This is a genomic window from Caballeronia sp. PC1, assembly GCF_021353155.1.
GTDB classification, from domain to species: domain Bacteria; phylum Pseudomonadota; class Gammaproteobacteria; order Burkholderiales; family Burkholderiaceae; genus Caballeronia; species Caballeronia cordobensis.
This window is the reverse complement of sequence record NZ_JAJUBH010000006.1, coordinates 20,128-40,106: the sequence shown is the minus strand read 5'-3', so window position 1 is coordinate 40,106 and position 19,979 is coordinate 20,128. Positions and strand designations below refer to the sequence as shown.

The 19,979-nt window shown below is 57.8% G+C and carries 17 protein-coding genes and 4 pseudogenes; 13 read left to right on the top strand and 8 right to left on the bottom strand.

What is annotated here, in order from left to right:
- Nucleotides 1–147: 147 nt before the first annotated feature.
- Nucleotides 148–303 (bottom strand): annotated as a pseudogene (locus LY284_RS37810) (DUF2958 domain-containing protein); the annotation flags it as partial.
- A gap of 12 nt (nt 304–315) precedes the next feature.
- Nucleotides 316–1,127, bottom strand: a protein-coding gene (locus tag LY284_RS37805; protein WP_233387403.1) for an IS5 family transposase whose coding sequence is annotated in 2 segments (ribosomal slippage) — nt 316–779 and nt 779–1,127 — 813 coding nt in all. Because the reading frame shifts where the segments join, the coding sequence is not laid out codon by codon here.
- Nucleotides 1,128–1,595: 468 nt separating this feature from the next.
- Here LY284_RS37805 and LY284_RS37800 point away from each other — a divergent pair.
- The 3 genes from LY284_RS37800 to LY284_RS37790 all read left to right on the top strand — a co-directional run bounded on the left by LY284_RS37800 (nt 1,596) and on the right by LY284_RS37790 (nt 5,084).
- Nucleotides 1,596–2,564 (top strand): reverse transcriptase domain-containing protein, encoded by a 969-nt coding sequence (locus tag LY284_RS37800; RefSeq protein ID WP_233392330.1) that lies wholly within the window; start codon nt 1,596–1,598, stop codon nt 2,562–2,564.
- Nucleotides 2,561–3,904: an AAA family ATPase gene (locus LY284_RS37795; protein ID WP_233392328.1), complete on the top strand. Its 1,344-nt coding sequence runs from the start codon at nt 2,561–2,563 to the stop codon at nt 3,902–3,904. Before LY284_RS37800 ends, LY284_RS37795 begins: the two co-directional genes overlap by 4 nt.
- Before the next feature lie 313 nt (nt 3,905–4,217).
- Entirely contained in the window at nt 4,218–5,084 is an 867-nt protein-coding gene (locus tag LY284_RS37790) for a hypothetical protein (RefSeq protein ID WP_233392325.1), read from the top strand.
- 571 nt (nt 5,085–5,655) lie between these two features.
- Here LY284_RS37790 and LY284_RS37785 read toward each other — a convergent pair.
- On the bottom strand, nt 5,656–5,892 hold the full coding sequence (locus tag LY284_RS37785; protein ID WP_233392520.1) for a DUF4148 domain-containing protein: 237 nt from the start codon (nt 5,890–5,892) through the stop codon (nt 5,656–5,658).
- 170 nt (nt 5,893–6,062) lie between these two features.
- On the bottom strand, nt 6,063–6,725 hold the full coding sequence (locus LY284_RS37780) for an HAD family hydrolase (protein WP_233392323.1): 663 nt from the start codon (nt 6,723–6,725) through the stop codon (nt 6,063–6,065).
- A gap of 226 nt (nt 6,726–6,951) precedes the next feature.
- Between LY284_RS37780 and LY284_RS37775 the strand changes: the two genes are divergently transcribed.
- From LY284_RS37775 to LY284_RS37765, 3 genes are all read left to right on the top strand, one after another.
- A complete protein-coding gene (locus LY284_RS37775; protein ID WP_233392321.1) occupies nt 6,952–7,890 on the top strand; it encodes a Ku protein in 939 nt (312 codons plus the stop codon).
- Entirely contained in the window at nt 7,887–8,726 is an 840-nt protein-coding gene (locus tag LY284_RS37770; RefSeq protein WP_233392319.1) for a tetratricopeptide repeat protein, read from the top strand. The genes LY284_RS37775 and LY284_RS37770 overlap by 4 nt, the downstream gene beginning before the upstream one ends.
- Before the next feature lie 84 nt (nt 8,727–8,810).
- Complete coding sequence (locus LY284_RS37765; protein ID WP_233409900.1) at nt 8,811–9,311, top strand: DUF2934 domain-containing protein; 501 nt, start codon at nt 8,811–8,813, stop codon at nt 9,309–9,311.
- Nucleotides 9,312–9,357: 46 nt separating this feature from the next.
- On the opposite strand, the gene LY284_RS37760 is transcribed toward LY284_RS37765, so the two are convergent.
- From LY284_RS37760 to imuA, 3 genes are read right to left on the bottom strand one after another with little or no spacing between them, the layout of a single operon-like run.
- The gene (locus LY284_RS37760; protein ID WP_233392314.1) at nt 9,358–12,507 is read right to left on the bottom strand and encodes an error-prone DNA polymerase; all 3,150 of its coding nucleotides are present in this window, start codon (nt 12,505–12,507) and stop codon (nt 9,358–9,360) included.
- Nucleotides 12,508–12,518: 11 nt separating this feature from the next.
- A complete protein-coding gene (locus LY284_RS37755) occupies nt 12,519–13,982 on the bottom strand; it encodes a DNA polymerase Y family protein (RefSeq protein WP_233392312.1) in 1,464 nt (487 codons plus the stop codon).
- Nucleotides 13,906–14,619 carry a translesion DNA synthesis-associated protein ImuA gene (gene imuA, locus LY284_RS37750; RefSeq protein ID WP_233392311.1) on the bottom strand — a complete coding sequence of 238 codons (714 nt, stop codon included), beginning with the start codon at nt 14,617–14,619 and terminating at the stop codon, nt 13,906–13,908. Before imuA ends, LY284_RS37755 begins: the two co-directional genes overlap by 77 nt.
- A 245-nt stretch (nt 14,620–14,864) precedes the next feature.
- On the opposite strand from imuA, the gene LY284_RS37745 reads away from it, so the two are divergent.
- The 5 genes and pseudogenes from LY284_RS37745 to LY284_RS37725 all read left to right on the top strand — a co-directional run bounded on the left by LY284_RS37745 (nt 14,865) and on the right by LY284_RS37725 (nt 17,886).
- On the top strand, nt 14,865–15,221 hold the full coding sequence (locus tag LY284_RS37745) for a hypothetical protein (RefSeq protein WP_233392309.1): 357 nt from the start codon (nt 14,865–14,867) through the stop codon (nt 15,219–15,221).
- An 88-nt stretch (nt 15,222–15,309) separates the two neighbouring features.
- A pseudogene (locus LY284_RS37740) lies at nt 15,310–16,086 on the top strand (SOS response-associated peptidase family protein); the annotation flags it as partial.
- 42 nt (nt 16,087–16,128) lie between these two features.
- Nucleotides 16,129–17,397, top strand: coding sequence for an IS256 family transposase (locus LY284_RS37735; protein WP_233392307.1), 1,269 nt, complete (start codon nt 16,129–16,131; stop codon nt 17,395–17,397).
- Nucleotides 17,398–17,440: 43 nt separating this feature from the next.
- Nucleotides 17,441–17,647 (top strand): annotated as a pseudogene (locus LY284_RS37730) (hypothetical protein); the annotation flags it as partial.
- A gap of 62 nt (nt 17,648–17,709) precedes the next feature.
- Nucleotides 17,710–17,886, top strand: coding sequence for a hypothetical protein (locus LY284_RS37725; protein WP_233392305.1), 177 nt, complete (start codon nt 17,710–17,712; stop codon nt 17,884–17,886).
- A gap of 99 nt (nt 17,887–17,985) precedes the next feature.
- On the opposite strand, the gene LY284_RS37720 is transcribed toward LY284_RS37725, so the two are convergent.
- Entirely contained in the window at nt 17,986–18,219 is a 234-nt protein-coding gene (locus LY284_RS37720; protein ID WP_233392303.1) for a hypothetical protein, read from the bottom strand.
- A gap of 464 nt (nt 18,220–18,683) precedes the next feature.
- Between LY284_RS37720 and LY284_RS37715 the strand changes: the two genes are divergently transcribed.
- Both LY284_RS37715 and LY284_RS37710 read left to right on the top strand, forming a co-directional pair.
- A complete protein-coding gene (locus LY284_RS37715) occupies nt 18,684–18,986 on the top strand; it encodes a DUF4148 domain-containing protein (protein WP_233392301.1) in 303 nt (100 codons plus the stop codon).
- A 499-nt stretch (nt 18,987–19,485) separates the two neighbouring features.
- A pseudogene (locus LY284_RS37710) lies at nt 19,486–19,925 on the top strand (SET domain-containing protein).
- The last annotated feature ends 54 nt before the right edge of the window (nt 19,926–19,979 follow it).

The following is a 19,979-nucleotide window of genomic DNA, read 5'->3' as shown; positions in this document are numbered from 1 at the left end:
ATGTAAGCGTATCTCCAAGGCCATCTTGACAGAGACGGCGACTCACAAGCATACCGCGTATGCCCTATTTGAATCCCTCGGGTAAAAATGGAGAATCTTGAATGGAGGCATGAACGTGGGCAACGAACAGGTCCATGAGGAACGATCGACGAAGATCCGCTCTGCCAGCCGCGCATCGTTCGCGTAGGTGATCAGGCGTCCCTCCCCACGAAAGTGCAAATCGCGCTCGATAGGCAGGCTCAGTCGCCCGCGGACGGTCGACAACTCCGGCAAACTGACGCAGCCGCGATCGGTCGTATTCACGTCTAAGAGGCGTTAACAGAATGACTTTTGCAGGTGTCGCCAGCATATGATGCAGCAAGCGATTTTCATGAAGGCCTCGTGGATGAAAGCGAGCCGTTCGAAGCGGATGCGCAGTCTGCGGAAGTTGTGAAGCCACGAGATGGTCCGCTCCACAACCCAGCGTGTTTTGCCTAATCCGCTACCGTGGGGCTGACCGCGCCGAGCGATTTCGGTTGCAATGCCGGCGGCATGCAGTGGACGTCGATATTTGTCGTGGTCGTAGCCTCTGTCGCCTTGAACGACCCGAGGCTTTGACAGTGGTCTGCCACGCTTGCCGCTGATAGGCGGGATGGCCTCGACCAGCGCTTGAAGTTGAGTGACGTCGTTGCGGTTGGCGCCGGTCAGTATCACCGCGAGCGGGATGCCCTGCGCTTCGGTGATGAGGTGGTGCTTTGAACCGGGTCGCGCGCGGTCTGTGGGATTCGGTCCTGTTTTTGACCTGAGCCCACAGCGCGGATTGAAGAGGAATCGACGATGACGCGAGACCAGTCGATTCGGTCAGCTGCACGCAGTCGCCCAAGCAGCACCTCGTGCAGTTGCTCCCAGACGCCTGCCGCCTGCCAGTCCCGCAGGCGACGCCAGCAACTCATGCCGCTGCCGCAGCCCATCTCGCGAGGGAGTAGGTCCCAACGCAGGCCTGTCTGTAAGACGAAGAGAATGCCGGTGAGCACCGCACGATTGTCGAGCGGCTTGCGCCCCGGATAACGGGCCCGGCGTGGCTTCGGAGGGGGCAGCAACTGTTCGATGAGTGCCCAAAGGTCGTCGTCGAGTAGCGGCTTGGCCATGTCCTTTTCACCGTCGAAACAATGAAAAGGTTAACAGGATTCATCGAGGGTTAACAGCCCCTTCGTTCATTTTGTTAAGGGTTCTAAGCCGTCCACACCGACGGCGTGATCGTTCGCGGACCGACAATTTGAATGCAGACTCTGCGGTGGCAAAACAGTCCACGAAGTCGGACCCCACGATCTGCCTATGCGTTTGCACTTCAAGGTGAGTTGCGTTATGCTCTTTGCATGCCAGCGACTAGGAGCATCTCCGGTCTCAAGTCTGGCCTCTCCCGGCTCTGCATCCACTTTACGATTGGGCGGTGCGCTTCTTCGAGGCCGCCGCCCAAATTGTAACTGCTGCCGGCAACCCCCTTCTCGCTCTATCTGTTCTGCTCCCCCGGCTCTTCCATCTGACGGCATAATGCATCAGGATGCTGGTTTCGCGCGTCGCGAAACGGGCCCATCGACCTTAATTCACGCGTCTCTATGACCAAGAAGCCACTCGCAGAGCTGTTTCGGGCGATGTACCACGGTAAATACGAATATCGTGACTTCATATGCGAAGCCTTGGATGCGCGATATAAACCGATCAACGTTGGCAGAACCCAAACGTCGAAGGAACGTCTTGTCTACGCACCAGACAAGACGATGAAGATATATCACAGCTTCCTCAAACTGTTTCTGTTCGAGTACCTTGATGTCAATGAGCGGGTCGTATTTTCCTACCGAAAGGGTGTTAATGTTGTCGAGGCCGTGAAGAAGCACGCCCATAACAAGCACTTTTTCCAAGCCGATATTCAGGACTTTTTTCCCAGTATTGATTCAATGATGGTTCGCTTGGTCATCGAAAGCGCAGCGACGCGCACACCGATCGCCGACCTCATGGATCACGTTGATCGTATTATCGAACTGGTTACTATCGACGGGGCCTTGCCAATTGGCTTTCCGTCCTCGCCGCTCATAAGTAATGCGGTTTTGCATCGCTTCGACGATAGCTTCGAGGAATATTGCGTCAATCGTGGAATGGTCTACACGCGATACTCAGATGATATCATCGTCTCGTCTCAAAATAGGGATGGCCTTAACAACCTCGCGACTGCCATCGAAAACACGCTAAAATCTGTCGACCTAGGTCACCTAACACTCAATCCAGAAAAGACAAAGATTACCAGCATTGGTCGAAAAATCAAGCTTCTCGGCCTAGTTATATTGCCGAACGGTACCGTGTCTGTCGATATTAAGTTGAAGCAACAAATCGAAACGATGCTTCATTTTTACATAACAGATAGGGCGAAACTCCGTGACTTTTTAGAGACGGATCTTTCCAAGGCCACGGAGCAACTTTCCGGCTATGTGAATTACGTGAATACTGTCGATCCCGGATACCTTGATAAGCTCAAGAAGAAATACGGCGTCACCGTAATCGACACACTTATTCACCAAGGATCGAGATGAACCTGATCCTGAAAATTGAGAACGTGCAACATGTCCGCTCCGCAGAGCTGACTCTCGATCTCGAGGCAAATGGAATTACCTGTCTCGTTGGACGCAACGGGGTTGGGAAGACGACCCTCGTTAAGGCGCTGCGTAACCTTCGCATAGCAGACACGTTCAAGAAGACAGCCGTTGATAGCATCTTCTCGAATTCGAGCAAAATTATTTACTTGTGCGATCCATACGAATATGTATTTACGTTCGATCCTAAACTTCAGAGCCTAAATTGTAAGACAGTCGTCGCTCAGCAAGTCCGCGACAGCCTCGAAGTCGAGCTACCCATGCCGTATGGTGATCGATTCAATTTTTTTCAGAGTATCAGTGATGCAGACCATGAAATCAGGCGTAACATCGTTTTAGAAAATTACACGCGCCCCGACGAGTTGATCGATTTTCTTCACACAATTTACGGTAATAATAAGTTTGATAATTTGCGTTGCATTGTCATCAAGAAAAAATCTTATTATTGTCAAATTCTTAACGAAAGTAGATATATTCGAGAGGATTATTTTAGTTCTGGCGAGTATTTTTTGATATCTCTCTACCGCAATATAGTTGCCGGAAGAAAGTTAATCGTTATCGATGAGATTGATATTTCCCTTGACGCCGCTGCGCAGGCAAAACTTGTCGCGCAGCTAAGGATGTATTGCCAAAAGTACGCGGTAAACATCGTGTTCACAACGCACTCTCTCGCGATGATGGGAACACTGCAAGCCGAAGAATTACACTACATCGAATCGAAGGATGGGGCGCTCGAAATTCAGCCCGTTTCTTTCAATTATGCAAAGAGCTTGCTATTTGGTTTTGCAGGCTGGGACAAGTATATCCTCACTGAGGATGACGTACTCGAAAATTTTATAGAATTTGTCATTAAACGATATCTCCCGAGGACATTTTATAAGTACAAGATTATATTTATTGGTGGTGGGACGAATACCGTCAGATTGATGGACAGAAATGCCGATCAAAACTTCTTTTCTACCGAAGAAAATGTTATTTCCGTTCTCGACGGCGATCAGCGCCCACACCGTTACGCGAGAGATCGACACAATATTGAGTTTCTTCCATGGGAGAGTATCGAAAAGCAAATTTTCATCGAATACACTGATAAAAATTACTGCCCTCGTTTGTCTATAGAAGAAAATCCAGGGATCAATAATCAAAATGGAAAGAACTTGTACGCCGCATTGATTCGAAACAGGATCGTGTCAGAAGACGAAATGTTCTTACACTTGTGCGAAACATATGATGAACAGGCGCGTGCATTCGCGCATTCACTTTCCGGCTTTCTGAACACTTAGGTGCGCGCCCTGTTCCAGAGAGGAGCAACGACAGATAGGCAAAGGCTGGGCCGGCTCTTCGCATTCCGGACGGTCAGTGGCCGTCTTCCAAGCATATTGAAACATTTGCTGACCCCCGTTTGGGGGCTGCGACGGGTCGTTCTCAGCCGGTCGCCGTTCGCTACAAAGCACGCTGCGATCCATGCGAAACGCATGAGGCGGTAGTCTGCCAATTTCGGCTGCTTGCCGGAGTGGATTCGCAGACACCCAAAAGGATACAGTCGGGGTAGGTAAACAATCAAAGAGCTACCCATCCAACCTAAATGAAAAAAGCATGAACTCAACCAACATACAGACCGACACGCTTTTTCTTCTGGATCGCAACGTAGTGTCCGTCATCAAAGTCGCGATCGCCGGCAACGAACAAAAAGGGGAAAAAGAGCAACGCATGCTCGATTTTCTTCGAGAAATCGACGCACCTCAATACGCCATCAGTCCATTACCATCGCTTATGGAGGGCGAACACGGACGCGAAGACAACTTGGCGGAGAAAGCAAAACAGCTTGAGAAGGAAACGGAAGCAGTCGCCCGCTTTTTTAGGTCTGCACGTACAGACTCCGAGTACCTCAAGTCTGCAAAGGATATGTTCGCTCAAATCTTTACGGGACTTCGCGAAGCCGACTGGGACGCGCGCGCAGCGTTCCGGACGCAGGCGGCACCTTTGCTCATTGATCCGGTCGCACCCGCTGCGCGCAGGGCTGTCGAAGATAAACTCGCCGAACTTGCGATATCGGGTGGCCTGGAAAAGACAGACGGCATCGTGGTTCTGTTTGTCGCCTGCCTGTATGGCAACCTTGATGCACGCAAGGTCCTGAAACCCACAAAGCCGGACGCAACGTACAACGTGCTGAGCGACGTCCACCTCATTCCGCGGATCGCGCTTGTGAAAGCTGTGGCAAGAGACTTGCCAATTCAACTCAAGGTTCGCTTTCTCAGCCTAGACCGTGGCCTGGAACAGGTGCTCGATAACGTTCGGGTCGTCCTTGCCGAAGTCACCGGCGATGGAGAACTACAGACGCAAGTAAAATATCTGCCTCCTCTGTTCCCCGAACTGGTCGAGGACGAAGCGATCGACTTGCTCAGCAGGCTCAATACTCCCGCACAGTCCAGTAAGGCTGCTGATCCGGTGCTGCCCGAGTAAATGCGCCGTAGTCATGCTGCGAGGCGCCGAGCGCATCAGCGCAGGCGAATCAGTTGTTGAAAAAGGGTGCGCAGCAGAACGGATATCCGCCGATCAACTGGCGCGGCAAGCAGCAGGTGCCGCTCGAAAAGCAGTCGTCGCGGCAGCGGCATTCGAGTAACGCTTAAGAGGTCGTTAGGCGGCGATCGTTGGCATGGGGGCTCTCCAAGGACGCCCATCGCGCCGTTCGCTACCTTATCAGCAACGGCCGGTCGAACGTCGATATTGACCTCATGCGGTGTAACCGTAACCTTTTAAGCTGTTACACCACGATTCGGGCCGTCGACGCCGCTTAAAGCGCCGCAGTTTTAGCATTCCGAACCGCTATTTCGATAAGATCGACTATCGAAATAGAGCTACACAGGGAACGGGTATGGGTAGCGACCCGAGCGATAGTATCCTGCCGTCGCGGTGTCCGGTAGCGAATCTTCGCAGGTCCGTCGCAAGCTGCGTCGAACTCGAGAAAGCTCGGATGGCGCAGATTAAAGCGACTTCCGTGCAGACTGAAAACGTCCAGCTAATATCCCTTCTGTTACTTCGACAGTATTTGCGGGCATTCCGTTTGGAACCAATAGTCAACGAGTCGTTGCGCCGCTTGTAAATCATCCGGATAGTACGGATCGTCATACCACGGTGACGGGTCGTAGCCTGCTTTGCGCAGCGCTCCTAGTTCGCTTTGGTGTTGCGCCATCGTCGGAGACGCGTTGCTTCGGAGCGCAGCCAGATCACGGCACTCTGTCGGACTCAGATGGCCAGCAGTATTTGGCATGCCACCACCGATGACACAGCCGTTGAGAAGAACCAACACGGAAAGTGCTATCCGATGTCTATAAGATTTGTTCACGATATCGCGAAGCGATTGGCGCTGATTGGTTGTCTTCCCGGGCGCACTTAAGTCGAATAGAGAAGACGTTCGGGGTCCCGTCCGAGCTGCGTCGGTCAAGCTAGTAACGGCGAACGGACGAGATTCGCGAGCAATCCGGCAGGCCCAGGATAAATTGCAATACAACCGGCATCTCGCAACGACTGCTCAGTGAAGGCACCGGAAAGAAGACCGATTGTGCGTAAGCCGGTTTTCCCTGCGGCCTGGGCATCGTAGGGCGAGTCGCCAATCACGATCGCGGCGTCGGGCGGCACCTCGAGCTCTTGCAGGGCGACTTCGAACACGTCCGGTGCAGGTTTCGACTGCTCGACGTCTTCAGAAGAGACCGTCGCATCGAGTAAATCCTTGATCGCGGCGATATCGAGATACATTTCGAGGTCCTCCCTCTTGGCCGACGATGCCACGGCGAGTTTCACGCCCGCACCGCGTAGTTTTCCTAGGAGTTCCGGCACCGCTGCGAAAGGCCGCACCATCGGCAGGTAATGTGCCTTAAAGTGTTGTCCCCTCCAAGAATCGAGCTGTTCGCCATGGTCTAGCAGTTGGGCTTCGGACAGAAAGGCCGGCATCAGGTTATCCCCGCCCTTGCCGATTTGACTACGCGCCCGTTCGAAGCTGACGTCATGCCCAAAGTGAGCGAAGGCCTCATGCCAGGCCAACGCATGAAGATCGACCGAGTCGATCAGCGTCCCGTCGATGTCGAATATTGCAGCGAGTGGCATAGGGCCTCCGTAGGTCAAGGCATCGTGCAAAGCACGTACCAGCCCGATATCCTCCAGAATAGGCAATCCATCTGCTTTCGGCCGGGCGACTACGCGGTTCGCGCGCGGTGCTATCCTGCATCTTGCTCGTCGATCGCTCTGGCCCTGTCGCTTGTCGGTTAGATGGGCGAACGCATTGATAAGCTGATTTCACTGGCTGCGGTCGTTGCCGCCAAGGAGAAGCCTCATGCCGGCCCGCTCAATCGCCTCGCTTTCGCTGTCGTTCGGATTGGTCTCGATTCCGGTCAAGCTCTACTCGGCAACCGAAAGCGCCTCTGACGTCCGCTTCAACCTGCTTGGGCCTGACGGCTCGCGCGTCAAGCAGCAATATGTGTCGGAGGCTACCGGCAAGGTGGTGGAGCGCGCCTCCATGCAGAAGGGCTACCAGTTCGAGCGGGACAAGTACGTCGTCTTCACCGCGGACGAGCTGAAGGCGCTCGAGGAGAGCGCCAGCCACGTCGTTGAGATCGTCTCTTTCGTGCCCGAGAAGTCGGTTGACCCCGTTTTCTATGACAAGGCCTACTTCATCGCGCCGGACAAACGAGGCGGGAAACCCTACAGCCTCCTGCAGGAAGCACTTTCACAGACTGGACGATGTGCGCTTGCCAAGTGGTCGTACAAAGGGCGTACGCGGATCGTTCAGGTGCGGCCAGCCGAGGACGGCATGGTTTTTCAGCAACTGCTCTTTGCTGACGAGGTGCGCTCGCTCAGGGAACTCAACATCGAGCATGTGGCAGTCTCGGACTCCGAGTTAAAGCTCGCGATTCAGATAATCGAGCAGGGTGCGGAGGACAACTACGACGCATCGGCCTATGAGGACGAAGAGAAGAAGCGCGTTCTCGCGGCGATCGACCGCAAGATCGAGGGCAAGGAAATCGTTGCGCCTGAGGCGCCGGAAGCCGAAGCGGGTGGCGAAGTCATCGACCTGATGGAAGCGCTGCGGGCGAGTCTCACCAAGACCAGCGCGAAAGCGGCAAAGCCTGCGGCCGCCAAACGAAAGGCCGTCGTCAAGCCCGCTGAAGAAGTCGCAGACGTGGTGAGCGTTCCCAAGACGAGAAAGCCTGCCGCGCGTGCTCCCAAGGTAGCTGCGACAGAAGCACCGGCCAAGGTGCGCGCTCGCAAGTGAAGCGAACCCTTTCGCACGACGTGACGCTGTCGAAGCTCCAATCCATGCTGGGCGTGTCCCGACGCGTCGTCGAAGGGCTGATCGAAGCTGGGCTGGTTACCCCGGCTCGCGGCTCACGCAATGAGATGCGCTTTTCGTTTCAGGACGTCGTGATGCTTCGCACGGCGCTCCAACTGCGATCGTCGCGCGCCTCGCCTCGCAAGATCCGCGAGGCGCTCGCTCGACTCAAGCGCGAGTTGCCCGATACGCTCCCGCTATCGGGAATCCGCGTCGCGGCAGAAGGCGATTCGATTGTGGTCAAAACCGGGCCATCGCGCTGGGATGCGGTGACGGGCCAGATGCTGCTGGATTTCGAGGTCGCGGAGGTGAGGGGCGATGTCGTTGTCTTCGACGCGACGCCGGAACGCAAGGGTGCCGCGGCCGCACAGGCGCAAGAGTGGTACGAGTTGGCTGAGCAGTTGATAAAAAGCGATCCCACAGGGGCGGAACACGGATATCGACGCGCGATCGAGTTGTCGCCGGAGCCGTTCTACTCTGCGTATGTCGATCTGGGGGCGCTGCTGTGCGAGATGGAAGGGCAATGTCTGGACGCGTTGACTGTCTTCGAGGAAGCGCTGTCGCATTTCCCGGACGATGCTGTTCTGCACTTCAATCGGGCTGTCGCCTTGGACATGCTCGATCGGTTCGACGATGCCAAGCAAGGCTACGAACGATGCCTTGCCATCAATCCAGACTACGCCGACGCGCACCATAATTTGGCTATTCTTCTGGACAAACGCGGAGACCGGCGTGGCCTCATTCGACATCTGAGCGCATACCGAAGACTGAGCAGCTGATCAGCGTCATTCGGAAAATGGCGAGTTGAGCGTCCGGTGCCAACCTGATAAGGTCGCGCTGATGCTTAAGTCCATGGAGTCGGAATGCCAGCCACGAATCACGCTTTCACCGAAGAGAACGTTCGAACTCGCGCCTATCTCTTGTGGGAAGCCGGCGGTCGCGCGCACGGCCGCGACGATCACTACTGGTGCGAAGCCGTCGCTCAGCTTGAGGCGGAAAGCATCCAGCCATCGCTGAGTTCGTCGGCGGAGTCCGAAGTAGTCGCGGTCGAAAAAACCCAGAAGATGTCGAACGCGGGCAAGAGCGCAGCGAAGAAGGTTGCAAAGAATACCGCCGAGGCGGACGACAAAGCGAAGGCCAAAGTCAGCGCGAAAGGCAGCAAGAAGGCCGCAACGAAAACCTCTGGTCAAGCACTTGAAGCCGTCGTTGAGCCCAAGACTGCAGCGAAGAAATCGAAGACTGCCAGGAAAGGGAGTGAGGTCAGCGAAAGCGGAACGACGCCGCCTGTACCCGCACGACCGAAGAAGCGTCGCAAGACAGCGTCCGAGGAGTCGAAGGTCTCGACGCAGCGTTCCGCCGAATAGACGATCGATTTCAAGCGCTGTAGAGCGTTACGCCCGGAGCCTGCTTTCAACAGAAGTTCCGGCTCACCGTCGTGAGGCCGCCCAGCAGATGCGACATGTCGACGAGGCGCTGAGCGACGAGGTGGCGGACCTCTCCTTCGCATTGCCATGTGCCATACACGGCAAGCAGCGCGGCACCTAGCGCTTCCTTTCGTTGCTTCTCAAGGAGCGACGGCCAGATGATCACATTGACGTTCCCCGTTTCGTCCTCGAGTGTCACGAACATGACGCCCTTGGCGGTGCCCGGCCTTTGCCGCACGGTGACGAGCCCACAGCCGCGCGCGAGTCGTCCGTTTCGATAGGTGCGCAAGGTAGCGGCGGGCATCAGTCGTTGTCCGAGTAGCGTCGGGCGTAAGAGGGAAAGCGGATGCCGGCCCAACGTCAGTCCAGCGGCGTTGTAGTCGCTGACGATGTCTTCGGCCGCAGACGGCGCGCCGAGTTCGGGCGTCTCGTCATCGACCCGGCTGTCGGCGAGAATGTCTTGATCAGGCACGGCCGCAACAGATTGCCAAAGCGCTTCGCGTCGATTGCCGGCAAGTGACTGTAGCGCGTTGGCACCCGCCAATACCTGCAAATCGTGCCGGTCGAGCTGAGCGCGTCGCGCTAAATCACTCACGGTCGCAAAAGGCTTTACTGCGCGCGCGTTCTCAATGCGCTCCGCGGCGCCGTCACGCATGCCTTTGAGCAGCGACAGGCCGAGACGAACAACCGGCTTCGCACGATCATTACGTTGCTCAAGCACCGAGTCCCAGCCGCTGATGGTGACGTCGATCGGCACGACTTCGACGCCATGACGCTTCGCATCCTGCACCAACTGTGAAGGCGAATAGAAACCCATCGGCTGTGAATTGAGCATCGCCGCGAGGAAAGCGGACGGTTCGTGACATTTGAGCCAACTGCTTGCGTACACCAGCAGCGCAAAGCTCGCCGCGTGACTCTCCGGAAAGCCGTATTCGCCGAAGCCCTTGATCTGCTCGAAGATCGCCTCGGCGAATGCTAGTTCGTAGCCGCGCTCTCGCATGCCGTTGACGATGCGATCGTAATACTGCTGCAGTCCGCCCTTGCGTTTCCACGCCGCCATCGCGCGTCGCAGTTGATCGGCCTCGCCCGGGGTGAAGCCCGCGGCGAGAATCGCCACCTGCATCACCTGCTCCTGAAAGATCGGCACGCCGAGCGTACGACCGAGCGCCGTCTCCAGTTCCGCACTCGGATAGCTCACGGGTTCGATCTTCTGACGTCGCCGCAGATACGGATGAACAGCACCGCCCTGAATCGGACCGGGACGCACGATGGCGACTTCGATCACGAGGTCATAGAAGGTCCGCGGCTGCATGCGCGGCAACATGCTCATTTGCGCACGTGACTCGATCTGAAAAACACCGATCGTATCGGCTTGGGAGATCATCTCGTACGTTGCGGAGTCTTCCGACGGAATGTCCTGCATCTCGAAGCGCTCGCCGCGTTGTTCAGAGACGATATCGAGCGTGCGGCGGATCGCCGAGAGCATGCCCAGCGCGAGCACGTCGATCTTCAGAAGCCCCAGCGCTTCGAGATCGTCCTTGTCCCACTGGATCGCGCTGCGGTCGGCCATCGCGGCATTCTCGACCGGTACAAGTCGCGTGAGCTTGCCTCGGCTAATGACGAAGCCACCCGAGTGCTGCGACAAGTGGCGGGGGAAGTTCAATATCTCCGCAGCGAGCTTCGCCCACATCGTGATGAGCGGGTTCGCCGGGTCAAGCCCCGACTCCTCGAAGCGACGCAACAGGTCTTGAGAATGGTCGAACCACTGGTGCGACTTGGCCACCTTGTCGACGATCTGCGGATCGATGCCGAGTGCTTTACCTGTCTCGCGTAGCGCGCCTCGCGGCCGGTAGGTCGACACCGCAGCGGCGATGGCAGCGCGATCTCTGCCGTACTTGCGATAGATGTACTGGATCACCTCCTCACGCCGCTGATGCTCGAAGTCAACATCGATGTCGGGCGGCTCGCCTCGTTCCTTGCTGATGAAGCGCTCAAACAACATATTCCCTCGCGACGGATCCACCTCGGTCACGCCCAGGCAGTAGCAGACCGCGCTATTGGCCGCGGACCCGCGTCCCTGACACAGGATGTGTTGGTTTCGTGCGAAGCGCACGATGTCATAGACGGTGAGGAAGTACGCTTCATAGCGCATCTCGCGGATGAGCTGCAGTTCATGCTCGATCTGCTGCTGCACGTCATGCGGGATGCCGGCGGGAAAACGCTTGTGGGCGCCGACGTAGGTCTCCTGCCGCAGATATGCCTCATGCGTGAAGCCGTCGGGCACGAGCTCATCGGGATATTCGTAGCGCAGTTCATCCAACGAGAACGTGCAGCGCTCTAAGATATTGAGTGTCTGGGTGAGCGCGTGCGCGGGGTACAGATTGGCGAGCCGCAGCCGGGAACGAAGGTGCTGCTCGGCGTTGGGCGCGAGATCGTATCCGCATTCGGCCACTGGCTTGCCTATGCGAATTGCCGTCATGGTGTCCTGCAGCGGCTTTCTCGACCGCACATGCATCACGACATTGCCGAGAGCGACAACGGGCACGCGGTGTTGTTCGGCGATGTATTCGACGCTGCCGCGATGAATGTCATCCATCGCGCGTTGATGCAAGATGAGGCCTACCCATGCACGAGCCGGGAACGCCTCGTTGAGCCATTCGACGTGCGCGGAGAGCGCGTCCTCCTTCGCAGGAAAATCCGGTACCAGGATCGCCAGGCAATCGGACATACCGCGCAGATGCGCGAACTCTTTCTCGGGTTTCGACAGGTCGTGCGGCGTGAGCAGGTACGAGCCTTTTGCTGCCCTCATGCGACCGAGCGTGATCAGTTCGGACAGGTTGCCGTAGCCGTTGCGATTTTGCGCGAGCAGGATCAAGCCGAACGCCGGACTTTTGTCGGCATGAACGAGGCGGAAATACGAGCCAATGATGAGCGGCAGCTTTTCTTCCTTCGCTTGGACGTGCGCGCGTACGACACCCGCCAGCGAGCACTCGTCCGTGATCGCCAGACCTGAGTAGCCGAGTTGTGATGCGCGGAGCACGAGCTCTTCACCGTGCGATGCGCCGTGCAGAAACGAAAAGTTGGTAAACGCAAAGAGCTCAGCGTAATCGGGCAGCGCCGACGAGAACAGATCCACGGCGACACCGATTATCCGAACAGCCCATGAAGGAACCAGCGAACTTCTTCGGTCTTCACGCTCGGTCGTTCACGGTAGATCCAGTAGCAGCTTTTATCGGCGGCTTCCGCGACGTAATAGTCGCGCGTCACCAGTTCGCCGTCGTGCCAGCCCGCTTCGATCCGCTCGCCTGTCGAGACCAGCTTGAGCGGCGAGCCATAAAACGGTCGGTGATTCTTGATCATGAGCCGCACGGGCGTGTCGAGCAGCCACGTCGGACGTGGAAGTTCGGCAGGAGGCGGGCATGCCTTGGTCGTGGCCTGCACCGGCACCCACTGATTCGCGTGTTCGGGCCGATGATCGGATGTCGGCGCCGGCCGCAGCACATTTTCCGCACCCAAGCGAGCGACCAGCAGTTCGAGCAGGCGGTTGTGATCCTGTGCCGATCCGCCCGGATCGGGGAAGAGCGAATCGCTCGGCGGCTCGGCGGGCTGGACTTTCGACGCCGTGAGTCGAACCGCGATGACGGCCGCTTCGAGCTCGATCCGACCGAGCCGCTCCTTGAGCAGGCGGACAAGGTGCTCCTCGTGCCATGTGGGTTCGGCGAGTGCAATCTCGATAACCGTCGGGTCGATCGCCTGGCGGCCGCGCTCGTGCTCGAGCGTGATGGTCGCCTGCGTGAGTGCGAGCTGCTGTGCGCTCAACCAGCCACACAGCTGCACGATCAATCGCCGTGCGGAAAAGAGGATCGCCTCAGCATGCTCGACGCGATCCGGCAATTCGGTGCGCGCGCTGAAGGAGGGCGGCAACTCCAGCCATTCGTACAGTTCGGGCGACAGGCCGTAGGCGCGGTCAAGAGAATCCAGTAAATCCACACCGCACCTCTTTTTGAGACCCGCGCGCGGCAGGCGTCGAATATCGTTGAGCACTCGACAACCGAGTCCGTTGAACCAGTCGCCGAATGAGCGAACTTCGGGGACGACCATGAAGGGTAGCTCGCCCAGCAAGCGTTCGAGCGATGTCATTTTGAGCACGCGCCGGCGACCGCGTTTGGCAAGCAGCCACGCGCCTTGTCCCGTAGGGGCCACGCTCATGCGGGCGGTGACGCCGATGGCTTTGACCGTCTCGCAGATCTGTCGACAGACGTGCACGATGCCGCCGAACAGTCGAAGACTCGCCGTTACATCAACGACGATGGTTTCTTCCTCACGCACGGCGACCTGAGGCGAGAAGCGCAGCAGTGCGAAGGCGACTTCGCGCTGCACATCGAGCTCGCGCGCGGGGCTGCGGTCATACATCAATGCGTCGGCTGTCAGTGTCGTGACGCCACCGCGCTTCATGCCCACCATTACCCCTGCCTCTCTTGCTGCCTGATCCAGCACGATCACCTTGTCACGTTCAAGCACCACGCAGCCGTGTTCAGTCGGAGATGACCATCTCGGACGGAAGACCTCCAGCGAAAGCCGGGGCAGGAAGATGGCGACGAACACGGCCATGAGGGCTGAGCAGAATGGGAGTCGGTTGGAGGTGGATGGACAGTGGATCGGTTCGGGTTGGACCTCGTCGCTTGACGACATCGACGACGATTCCGCCGTCGGCGGGCCGCACGCCCAGCCGTAAAGTCGCAGGCGACGAATCCTGAGCGGCAGCGAGCGGTCGAACCAAAATCAGCAATGTTTCGGTCGCTTGAGCCGCCAGATGCAATCGCCGTAACGCCTCAGAGCGGATGTGCTGCTGCCAGAAGAGCAGCGCGCCGCAACTTCGGGCGTTGAGCACGCGCTCGGCGCACCAGAGCGCGTCGGCTGTCTTCGAAGCCCGCAGTAGCATCAGTTTGTCCAGCGGTACGCCCAGGTAGGCGAACGCCAGGCTGTTCGGCATGTGCGGCGCCTGGAGTAGTGCAACCGGCCGTTTGCTCGCCGCAAGAAGCGCGGGTTTGAGCAGACGCATCTCACCGATCCCCGGCTGCTGAACGAGTAGCTCGACCAGCGCGCCAATCGGCCAGCCGCCACCAGGCAACTCCGCAGACAAGGCCGCGTAGCCGGTGTCGATTGTCTTGCCGTACGGGCGAGCCAAGGCCGACCCTCGCCAAATCGACGGGTGGATTGACTCGATGTGTTGAGGCAGGGCGGCCATGGTCGGGAAAAGATTCCGGGAAAGGGGTTCCGTCAAATACTGTATAAATATACAGTACTCATCTTAGCGCAAAACTGAACCAGTGAATTGCTCCCTTTTAGCTGGCAGCTCAAATATCTGACCAATAAGCTTGCACCACGACATCCAATGTCCGAGGTCGCCGCCTTCGTCGCCAAGTTGCGCAAGGCTTTTGGTGATGCGACGATCGACGAATCGGTGCAAAAGAGAAATACGCAGGGAGCGAGATGGAGAAACCGGAAATTGACGAACTGACAGGTGCGCGAGCCGATCTACTGTGCTTTCTCGTGGCGACGGTGGCGGCTTCTTACGCGCTCACGCAGGAATGGCGCGTCGATCACGTCGTTGCGAGCTGCCGCATATGGATCGAACGCAATCGCGTGACGATGGACTGGCTCGACCGCATTCTCACCGGCCAGTTGGCGCTCAAAATCGCGCGCCGCGACCTGAAGCGTGCGGGCATCGCCGTACGCCAGTCGGACGTGCAGGTGCTCTTCACTGGCGAGATGGGACTGAACCATGCGAGCACGGTGGTCCAGAAGATGATGAAGCTGTGTCGCGAGGCGACCGGCACGGCGAGCTAATTGCTGATCTGAGCGATCGAAACCAGAGATGATTCGGGTGACAAATCCGGGCGACTGAGCGGAACGATCACAAAGCAAGGAGGCGGCAGTGTGTTACTCGGCGCAGATCCAGGCGGACTATCGGAAATACGTCAAAATGTACGGCGCACAGATGGACATTCGCGAATTCGCGCGTCTGTACTGGGAGCGCGCAGAAGGCAGCAAGGCGAAGATTCCGAAGGCGATGGACGCCCCGTTCCTTGAGCCCCAAAACGACGATGATCGTCAGATCAAGGAATTCATCGATCGGTTCAACGCCGAGCAGGCGAACACACTCGAACAGGATCTCTTTAAGCAGCGCAAGCGCCTCGCCGACGCCGAGCGCGCGCTGCAGACGAAGGTGACAAAAGCCGCGACCGAAAGTCGGCGTATCGCCACCGACAAGATCGACTCTGCTTTGCGTCGACTCGACGATCTGCGTCGAACGGCACCCAAGGATCGCGACTCGCGGATCTTTCCTGGGCATTATGCGCCGGTGCTTGTCGTTGAAGATGGCAAGTACATGGTGAAGCCGATGCGCTATCAGTGTCGCATTGCAGGCAAGCCCGCCAACTATGACACGCGGTTTCCTGGCACGTACAACGCGCGACGCGACAATCTCGAGGGCTTTTGGAAGCCATGCTTTGGCGTGTCGCATGGTTTGATGCTGGTCGACGTCTTCTACGAGAACGTCAAGCGAGCTCGTTACGAGAACACACCTCTTGAGACGCACGAGCAAGACGAAAACCTCGTCTTGGAGTTTCGCCCAAGCAACGGTCAGCTAATGTACGTCGCTTGTCTGTGGTCGCACTGGAGCGCGCCCGGCCAACCGAGCCTGTCAGATTTTTAGTGTGCCGAGGTCATGAGACGATAACGGGAATAACGTCCTATGACCGAAGCAACCGTGACAAAGAAGAACAAGAGCACAAAGGCACCGAAGCTGTTTTCCGATGAGCTAATTGACCAATTGCTTGCACAAGTTCAGGGCAAGGATGCCGAGTCGGTCCTGGGCGAATCGGGTCTGGCCGGCCAACTCAAGAAGCGGCTGGCCGAACGCATGCTCGCGGCCGAGCTGAGCCACCATCTGGAAGCCGAGAGCGAGCAAGGCAAGGCTGGCAACCACCGCAACGGCACGAGCTCGAAGACGGTCCTGACGCCCAACGGCGAACTGAAGCTGGATATTCCGCGCGACCGGCAGGCGACGTTTGAGCCGCAACTGGTTGGCAAGTATCAACGCCGGCTGCCGGGTTTCGACGACCACGTCATCAGCATGTATGCGCGCGGCATGAGCGTGCGTGAGATTCAAGGCCATCTGCTGGAGTTGTACGGGCTGCAGGTGTCGCCCGATCTGATTTCGACGGTCACCGACGAGGTGCTGGCTGAGGTCGAGCAGTGGCAGCAACGCCCGCTCGAGGCGATGTATCCGATCGTGTACTTTAACGCGCTGCGACTGAAGATCCGCGACGAAGGCACTGTCAAGAACAAGGCTGTCTATCTGGCGCTGGGCATCCGCGCCGACGGTCGCAAGGAAGTGCTAGGACTGTGGATCGAGCAAACCGAGGGCGCCAAGTTCTGGTTGAAGGTTTTCAACGAACTGAAGAACCGCGGCTTGAACGACATTCTGATCGCGGTGGTCGACGGGTTGCGCGGCTTCCCTGAAGCGATTGAGGCGGTCTATCCGGCCGCCCAGATCCAGACCTGCATCGTGCATCTGATCCGCAATTCGCTGAATCTGGCGAGCTGGAAAGACCGCAAGCCGCTGGCGGCCGCGATCAAGCCGATCTACCAGGCCGCCACCGCCGAGGCGGCCGCAGCGGCGCTCGAGGCCTTTGCAAGCAGCGAGTGGGGCCGCAAATTCCCGACCGTGGCAGCGATGTGGCAGCGCCAATGGGAACAGGTGATTCCCTTCTTCGCCTATCCGCCCGAGGTGCGTCGAATCGTATATACGACAAACGCCATCGAGAGCATGCACATGCAGTTGCGCAAGATCGTCAAGAATCGCGGCCACTTCCCGAGCGACGAAGCTGCCAGCAAACTGCTGTATCTGGCCTTGCGCAACATCGAGAAGGACTGGAAGATGCCGCCTATAACCTGGCGGCAAGCAGTCAATCAGTTCGCCATTCTGTTCGGCGAGCGCTTCACCTCCGCCATCAGCTGAGATTTTTTAATCGACCTCAGCACACAAGATTTCTGACACGTCCGGCCAACCCGACTTACTTTCTTTCGCCGCGATCACGGACGAGCCTCCGCCAGAGATCGAGGCCGCAGGACATGATCGTTGCATCATTCCGATCAAGCCGGACAACGTCGAAGCGTGGTTGAACCCCGATGCGCTTAATCTAGATGCCTTGTACGCCATTCTCGATGATCGAGACCGGCCATATTACGAGCATCGACTTGCTGCATAGACGCGCATGCGCGGAAGGTGATCGTGCTCCGGTCGCACAGAACGAAACAACGAGGAAATCGCATGACTGAACTGACGACCGCACTTGCACTACGCGCGGCGATCAACGTTCTGCGCGACTCGGCAGAATGTCGCCGTATGCCGTCCGGTGAACCGCTCGATGATGCCGGCGTCGACCTTCACTTCGAGGCAGCAGAAGTCCTCGAAGATGCGCTCTCCAACCTTCGCGATCACGAATAGCCGGGCATTGGCAAGCACCCGCCTTGGTCGCAATGCTCGCGACCGACCGTGTGACGAAATCGACTCGCTTCATAGAAGTCTTTCACGCGCGATGCAGCGTCACAGCGGATTATTCGGCAGCCACAACAGCGCGCCTTCGCGTTCGTCGCCAGCGACGGTCGTCCACGTGTGACCCTCTTCATCGACTGCGATGCATCCCGGCTGCCAGTGTTCGGGATTGCGAAGACTGTTCACCCAGCTCTGCACCTTGTCCCGAAACACAATGACCACGCCGCCGCGGCCGACATAGCCGTTCGCTCGTCGCCATTCGCTTGCCGTATCGGATGGCGTCATGACTCTTCCTCCCCAGTTTGGTCGAGCATCAGCTCGCATCCATGACATCGTACTGATCACCTTGATCTGGAATCAAGCCGTCCGTTGGTGGCCGGTCCAGACAACCTAACGAGGCGTCATGCTTCGGGATGGAAAGGGTCGCGACTGCGTGCAATGTGCTCGGCGGCTCCGCTCGCGGTGAGTGCTCGGCGCGCGCGTCGTCAGCGTTGGGATGCACGGACCGCGGGACCGCGCGGAGTCCGCGATCTTGCGCGAGTCCTGCTTCCGGGGCGGTCGGGTACTTGAGCGCGTGACCGAGAGGTGCGTACGCGACAGCGTCGTGACCGGCGGGGGCTTTATTGCGCGAACCGACAATAATTCTTTGTCGCATTAGTGGTTAACGCTAGAGGTCAGTTTGCTTAGACTGGAATCACTGAAACGCAAACAGGGCTGTTTGCGAAAACAAAGACCTGGAGGTAAGCATCATGAAACTCGCATCCATCATCGTCGCCGCTGCGCTCGCAATCCCGGCAGTTTCCTCGTTCGCACAATCGAACCAACCCGTGACCCGCGCTGAAGTGAAGGCGCAGCTCGTGCAACTTGAACGCGCTGGCTACAACCCGAGTATGGATCGGACGACTTATCCGGCCGAGATCCAAGCGGCGGAAGCTAAGGTTGCCGCCCAAAACGGCCAAAGCTACGGCGGTGTGGCAGACGGCTCATCGGCCTCGGGCGGTGCTCCGGCACACACGGGCAATAGCGTGGCCCCGGTCTACTTCGGTCATTAATCTCGGTCGGGGTCTGATTGCAGTGATTTGGCGAAGCAGTTGCCGCCGGGCCGATCCATTCCCTGAGAAGGCCTAGTCTTCAAGTACAACATGCTGGCCGCTGTCGGGAGAGATAGACGGCCAGTTTGCATTTTGGAACCTCCGCCACCGATCGAATCGATGGCTTGCCCGGTGCAGCGCACTGGGCTTTTTTATGTCCGCGGTGTTCATGTGCGCGGCCCTCGCAAGCAGCGCGCTGAAGGGCATCGACCGGCACATCGGAGACTGCCGGAGACCGCCGAGAAACTGATAGGCGTCAACCGCGACCAGCGGCGCGTCGGCCGAAGGCATTCATGTCTCCTCGACGACGTAACAATTCCCTCTGCTCGAAAACAATATCCGTCGCAACGGACATTCCGAAGTGATTGCGATGCCGTGATCCATGAGAAGATGCAACGTCGATCAGAGGATCGTCGACGGCCTCACTTCGACTCAACCGACTTCCAGTCTCAAGGTTCTCATGCGCCGCATCGCAGTTCGTACATCACCGGTTCATGGCCGAGGCGTTTTCACACTCAAAAGCATCGGCGCAGGCGACTTGATCATCGAGTATGCCGGGCAGGTCATATCAGGAAAGGAAGCGCAGCGCAGGTTCGAGCGCAGCTCGGCAGAGGACGGACACACATTTTCTTTGGCCTGGCCGACGGAAGCGTGATCGACGGCGCTCACGGTGGAAATTCCGCGCGCTGGATCAACCACAGTTGCCGCCCCAATGCTGAAGCCGAAGAAGATGGGAGCCGCGTGTTCATTCGCGCGCTTCGTGATATCCCTATCGGCACGGAGATATTCATCGACTATTGCCTTGAGGTCGAAGGGCGCAGGACCGCGGCGCTGAAGGCTGCCTACGCTTGCCGATGCGACGCGCGGAAGTGCCGAGGGACGATGCTCGCACCTCGCTGATCTGCTAACAGCCGATCGGATGAGCGAGCGCGTTGATGGCGACGGCGCCTGGCA

Bases quoted from the DNA above. Each gene is read 5' to 3' on its own strand.
- LY284_RS37800 (WP_233392330.1), top strand. From the start codon at position 1,596: ATGACCAAGAAGCCACTCGCAGAGCTGTTTCGGGCGATGTACCACGGT.
- LY284_RS37795 (WP_233392328.1), top strand. From the start codon at position 2,561: ATGAACCTGATCCTGAAAATTGAGAACGTGCAACATGTCCGCTCCGCA.
- LY284_RS37790 (WP_233392325.1), top strand. From the start codon at position 4,218: ATGAACTCAACCAACATACAGACCGACACGCTTTTTCTTCTGGATCGC.
- LY284_RS37785 (WP_233392520.1), bottom strand. From the start codon at position 5,892: ATGCCAAATACTGCTGGCCATCTGAGTCCGACAGAGTGCCGTGATCTG.
- LY284_RS37780 (WP_233392323.1), bottom strand. From the start codon at position 6,725: ATGCCACTCGCTGCAATATTCGACATCGACGGGACGCTGATCGACTCG.
- LY284_RS37775 (WP_233392321.1), top strand. From the start codon at position 6,952: ATGCCGGCCCGCTCAATCGCCTCGCTTTCGCTGTCGTTCGGATTGGTC.
- LY284_RS37765 (WP_233409900.1), top strand. From the start codon at position 8,811: ATGCCAGCCACGAATCACGCTTTCACCGAAGAGAACGTTCGAACTCGC.
- LY284_RS37755 (WP_233392312.1), bottom strand. From the start codon at position 13,982: ATGGCCGTGTTCGTCGCCATCTTCCTGCCCCGGCTTTCGCTGGAGGTC.
- imuA (WP_233392311.1), bottom strand. From the start codon at position 14,619: ATGGCCGCCCTGCCTCAACACATCGAGTCAATCCACCCGTCGATTTGG.
- LY284_RS37745 (WP_233392309.1), top strand. From the start codon at position 14,865: ATGGAGAAACCGGAAATTGACGAACTGACAGGTGCGCGAGCCGATCTA.
- LY284_RS37735 (WP_233392307.1), top strand. From the start codon at position 16,129: ATGACCGAAGCAACCGTGACAAAGAAGAACAAGAGCACAAAGGCACCG.
- LY284_RS37725 (WP_233392305.1), top strand. From the start codon at position 17,710: ATGACTGAACTGACGACCGCACTTGCACTACGCGCGGCGATCAACGTT.
- LY284_RS37720 (WP_233392303.1), bottom strand. From the start codon at position 18,219: ATGACGCCATCCGATACGGCAAGCGAATGGCGACGAGCGAACGGCTAT.
- LY284_RS37715 (WP_233392301.1), top strand. From the start codon at position 18,684: ATGAAACTCGCATCCATCATCGTCGCCGCTGCGCTCGCAATCCCGGCA.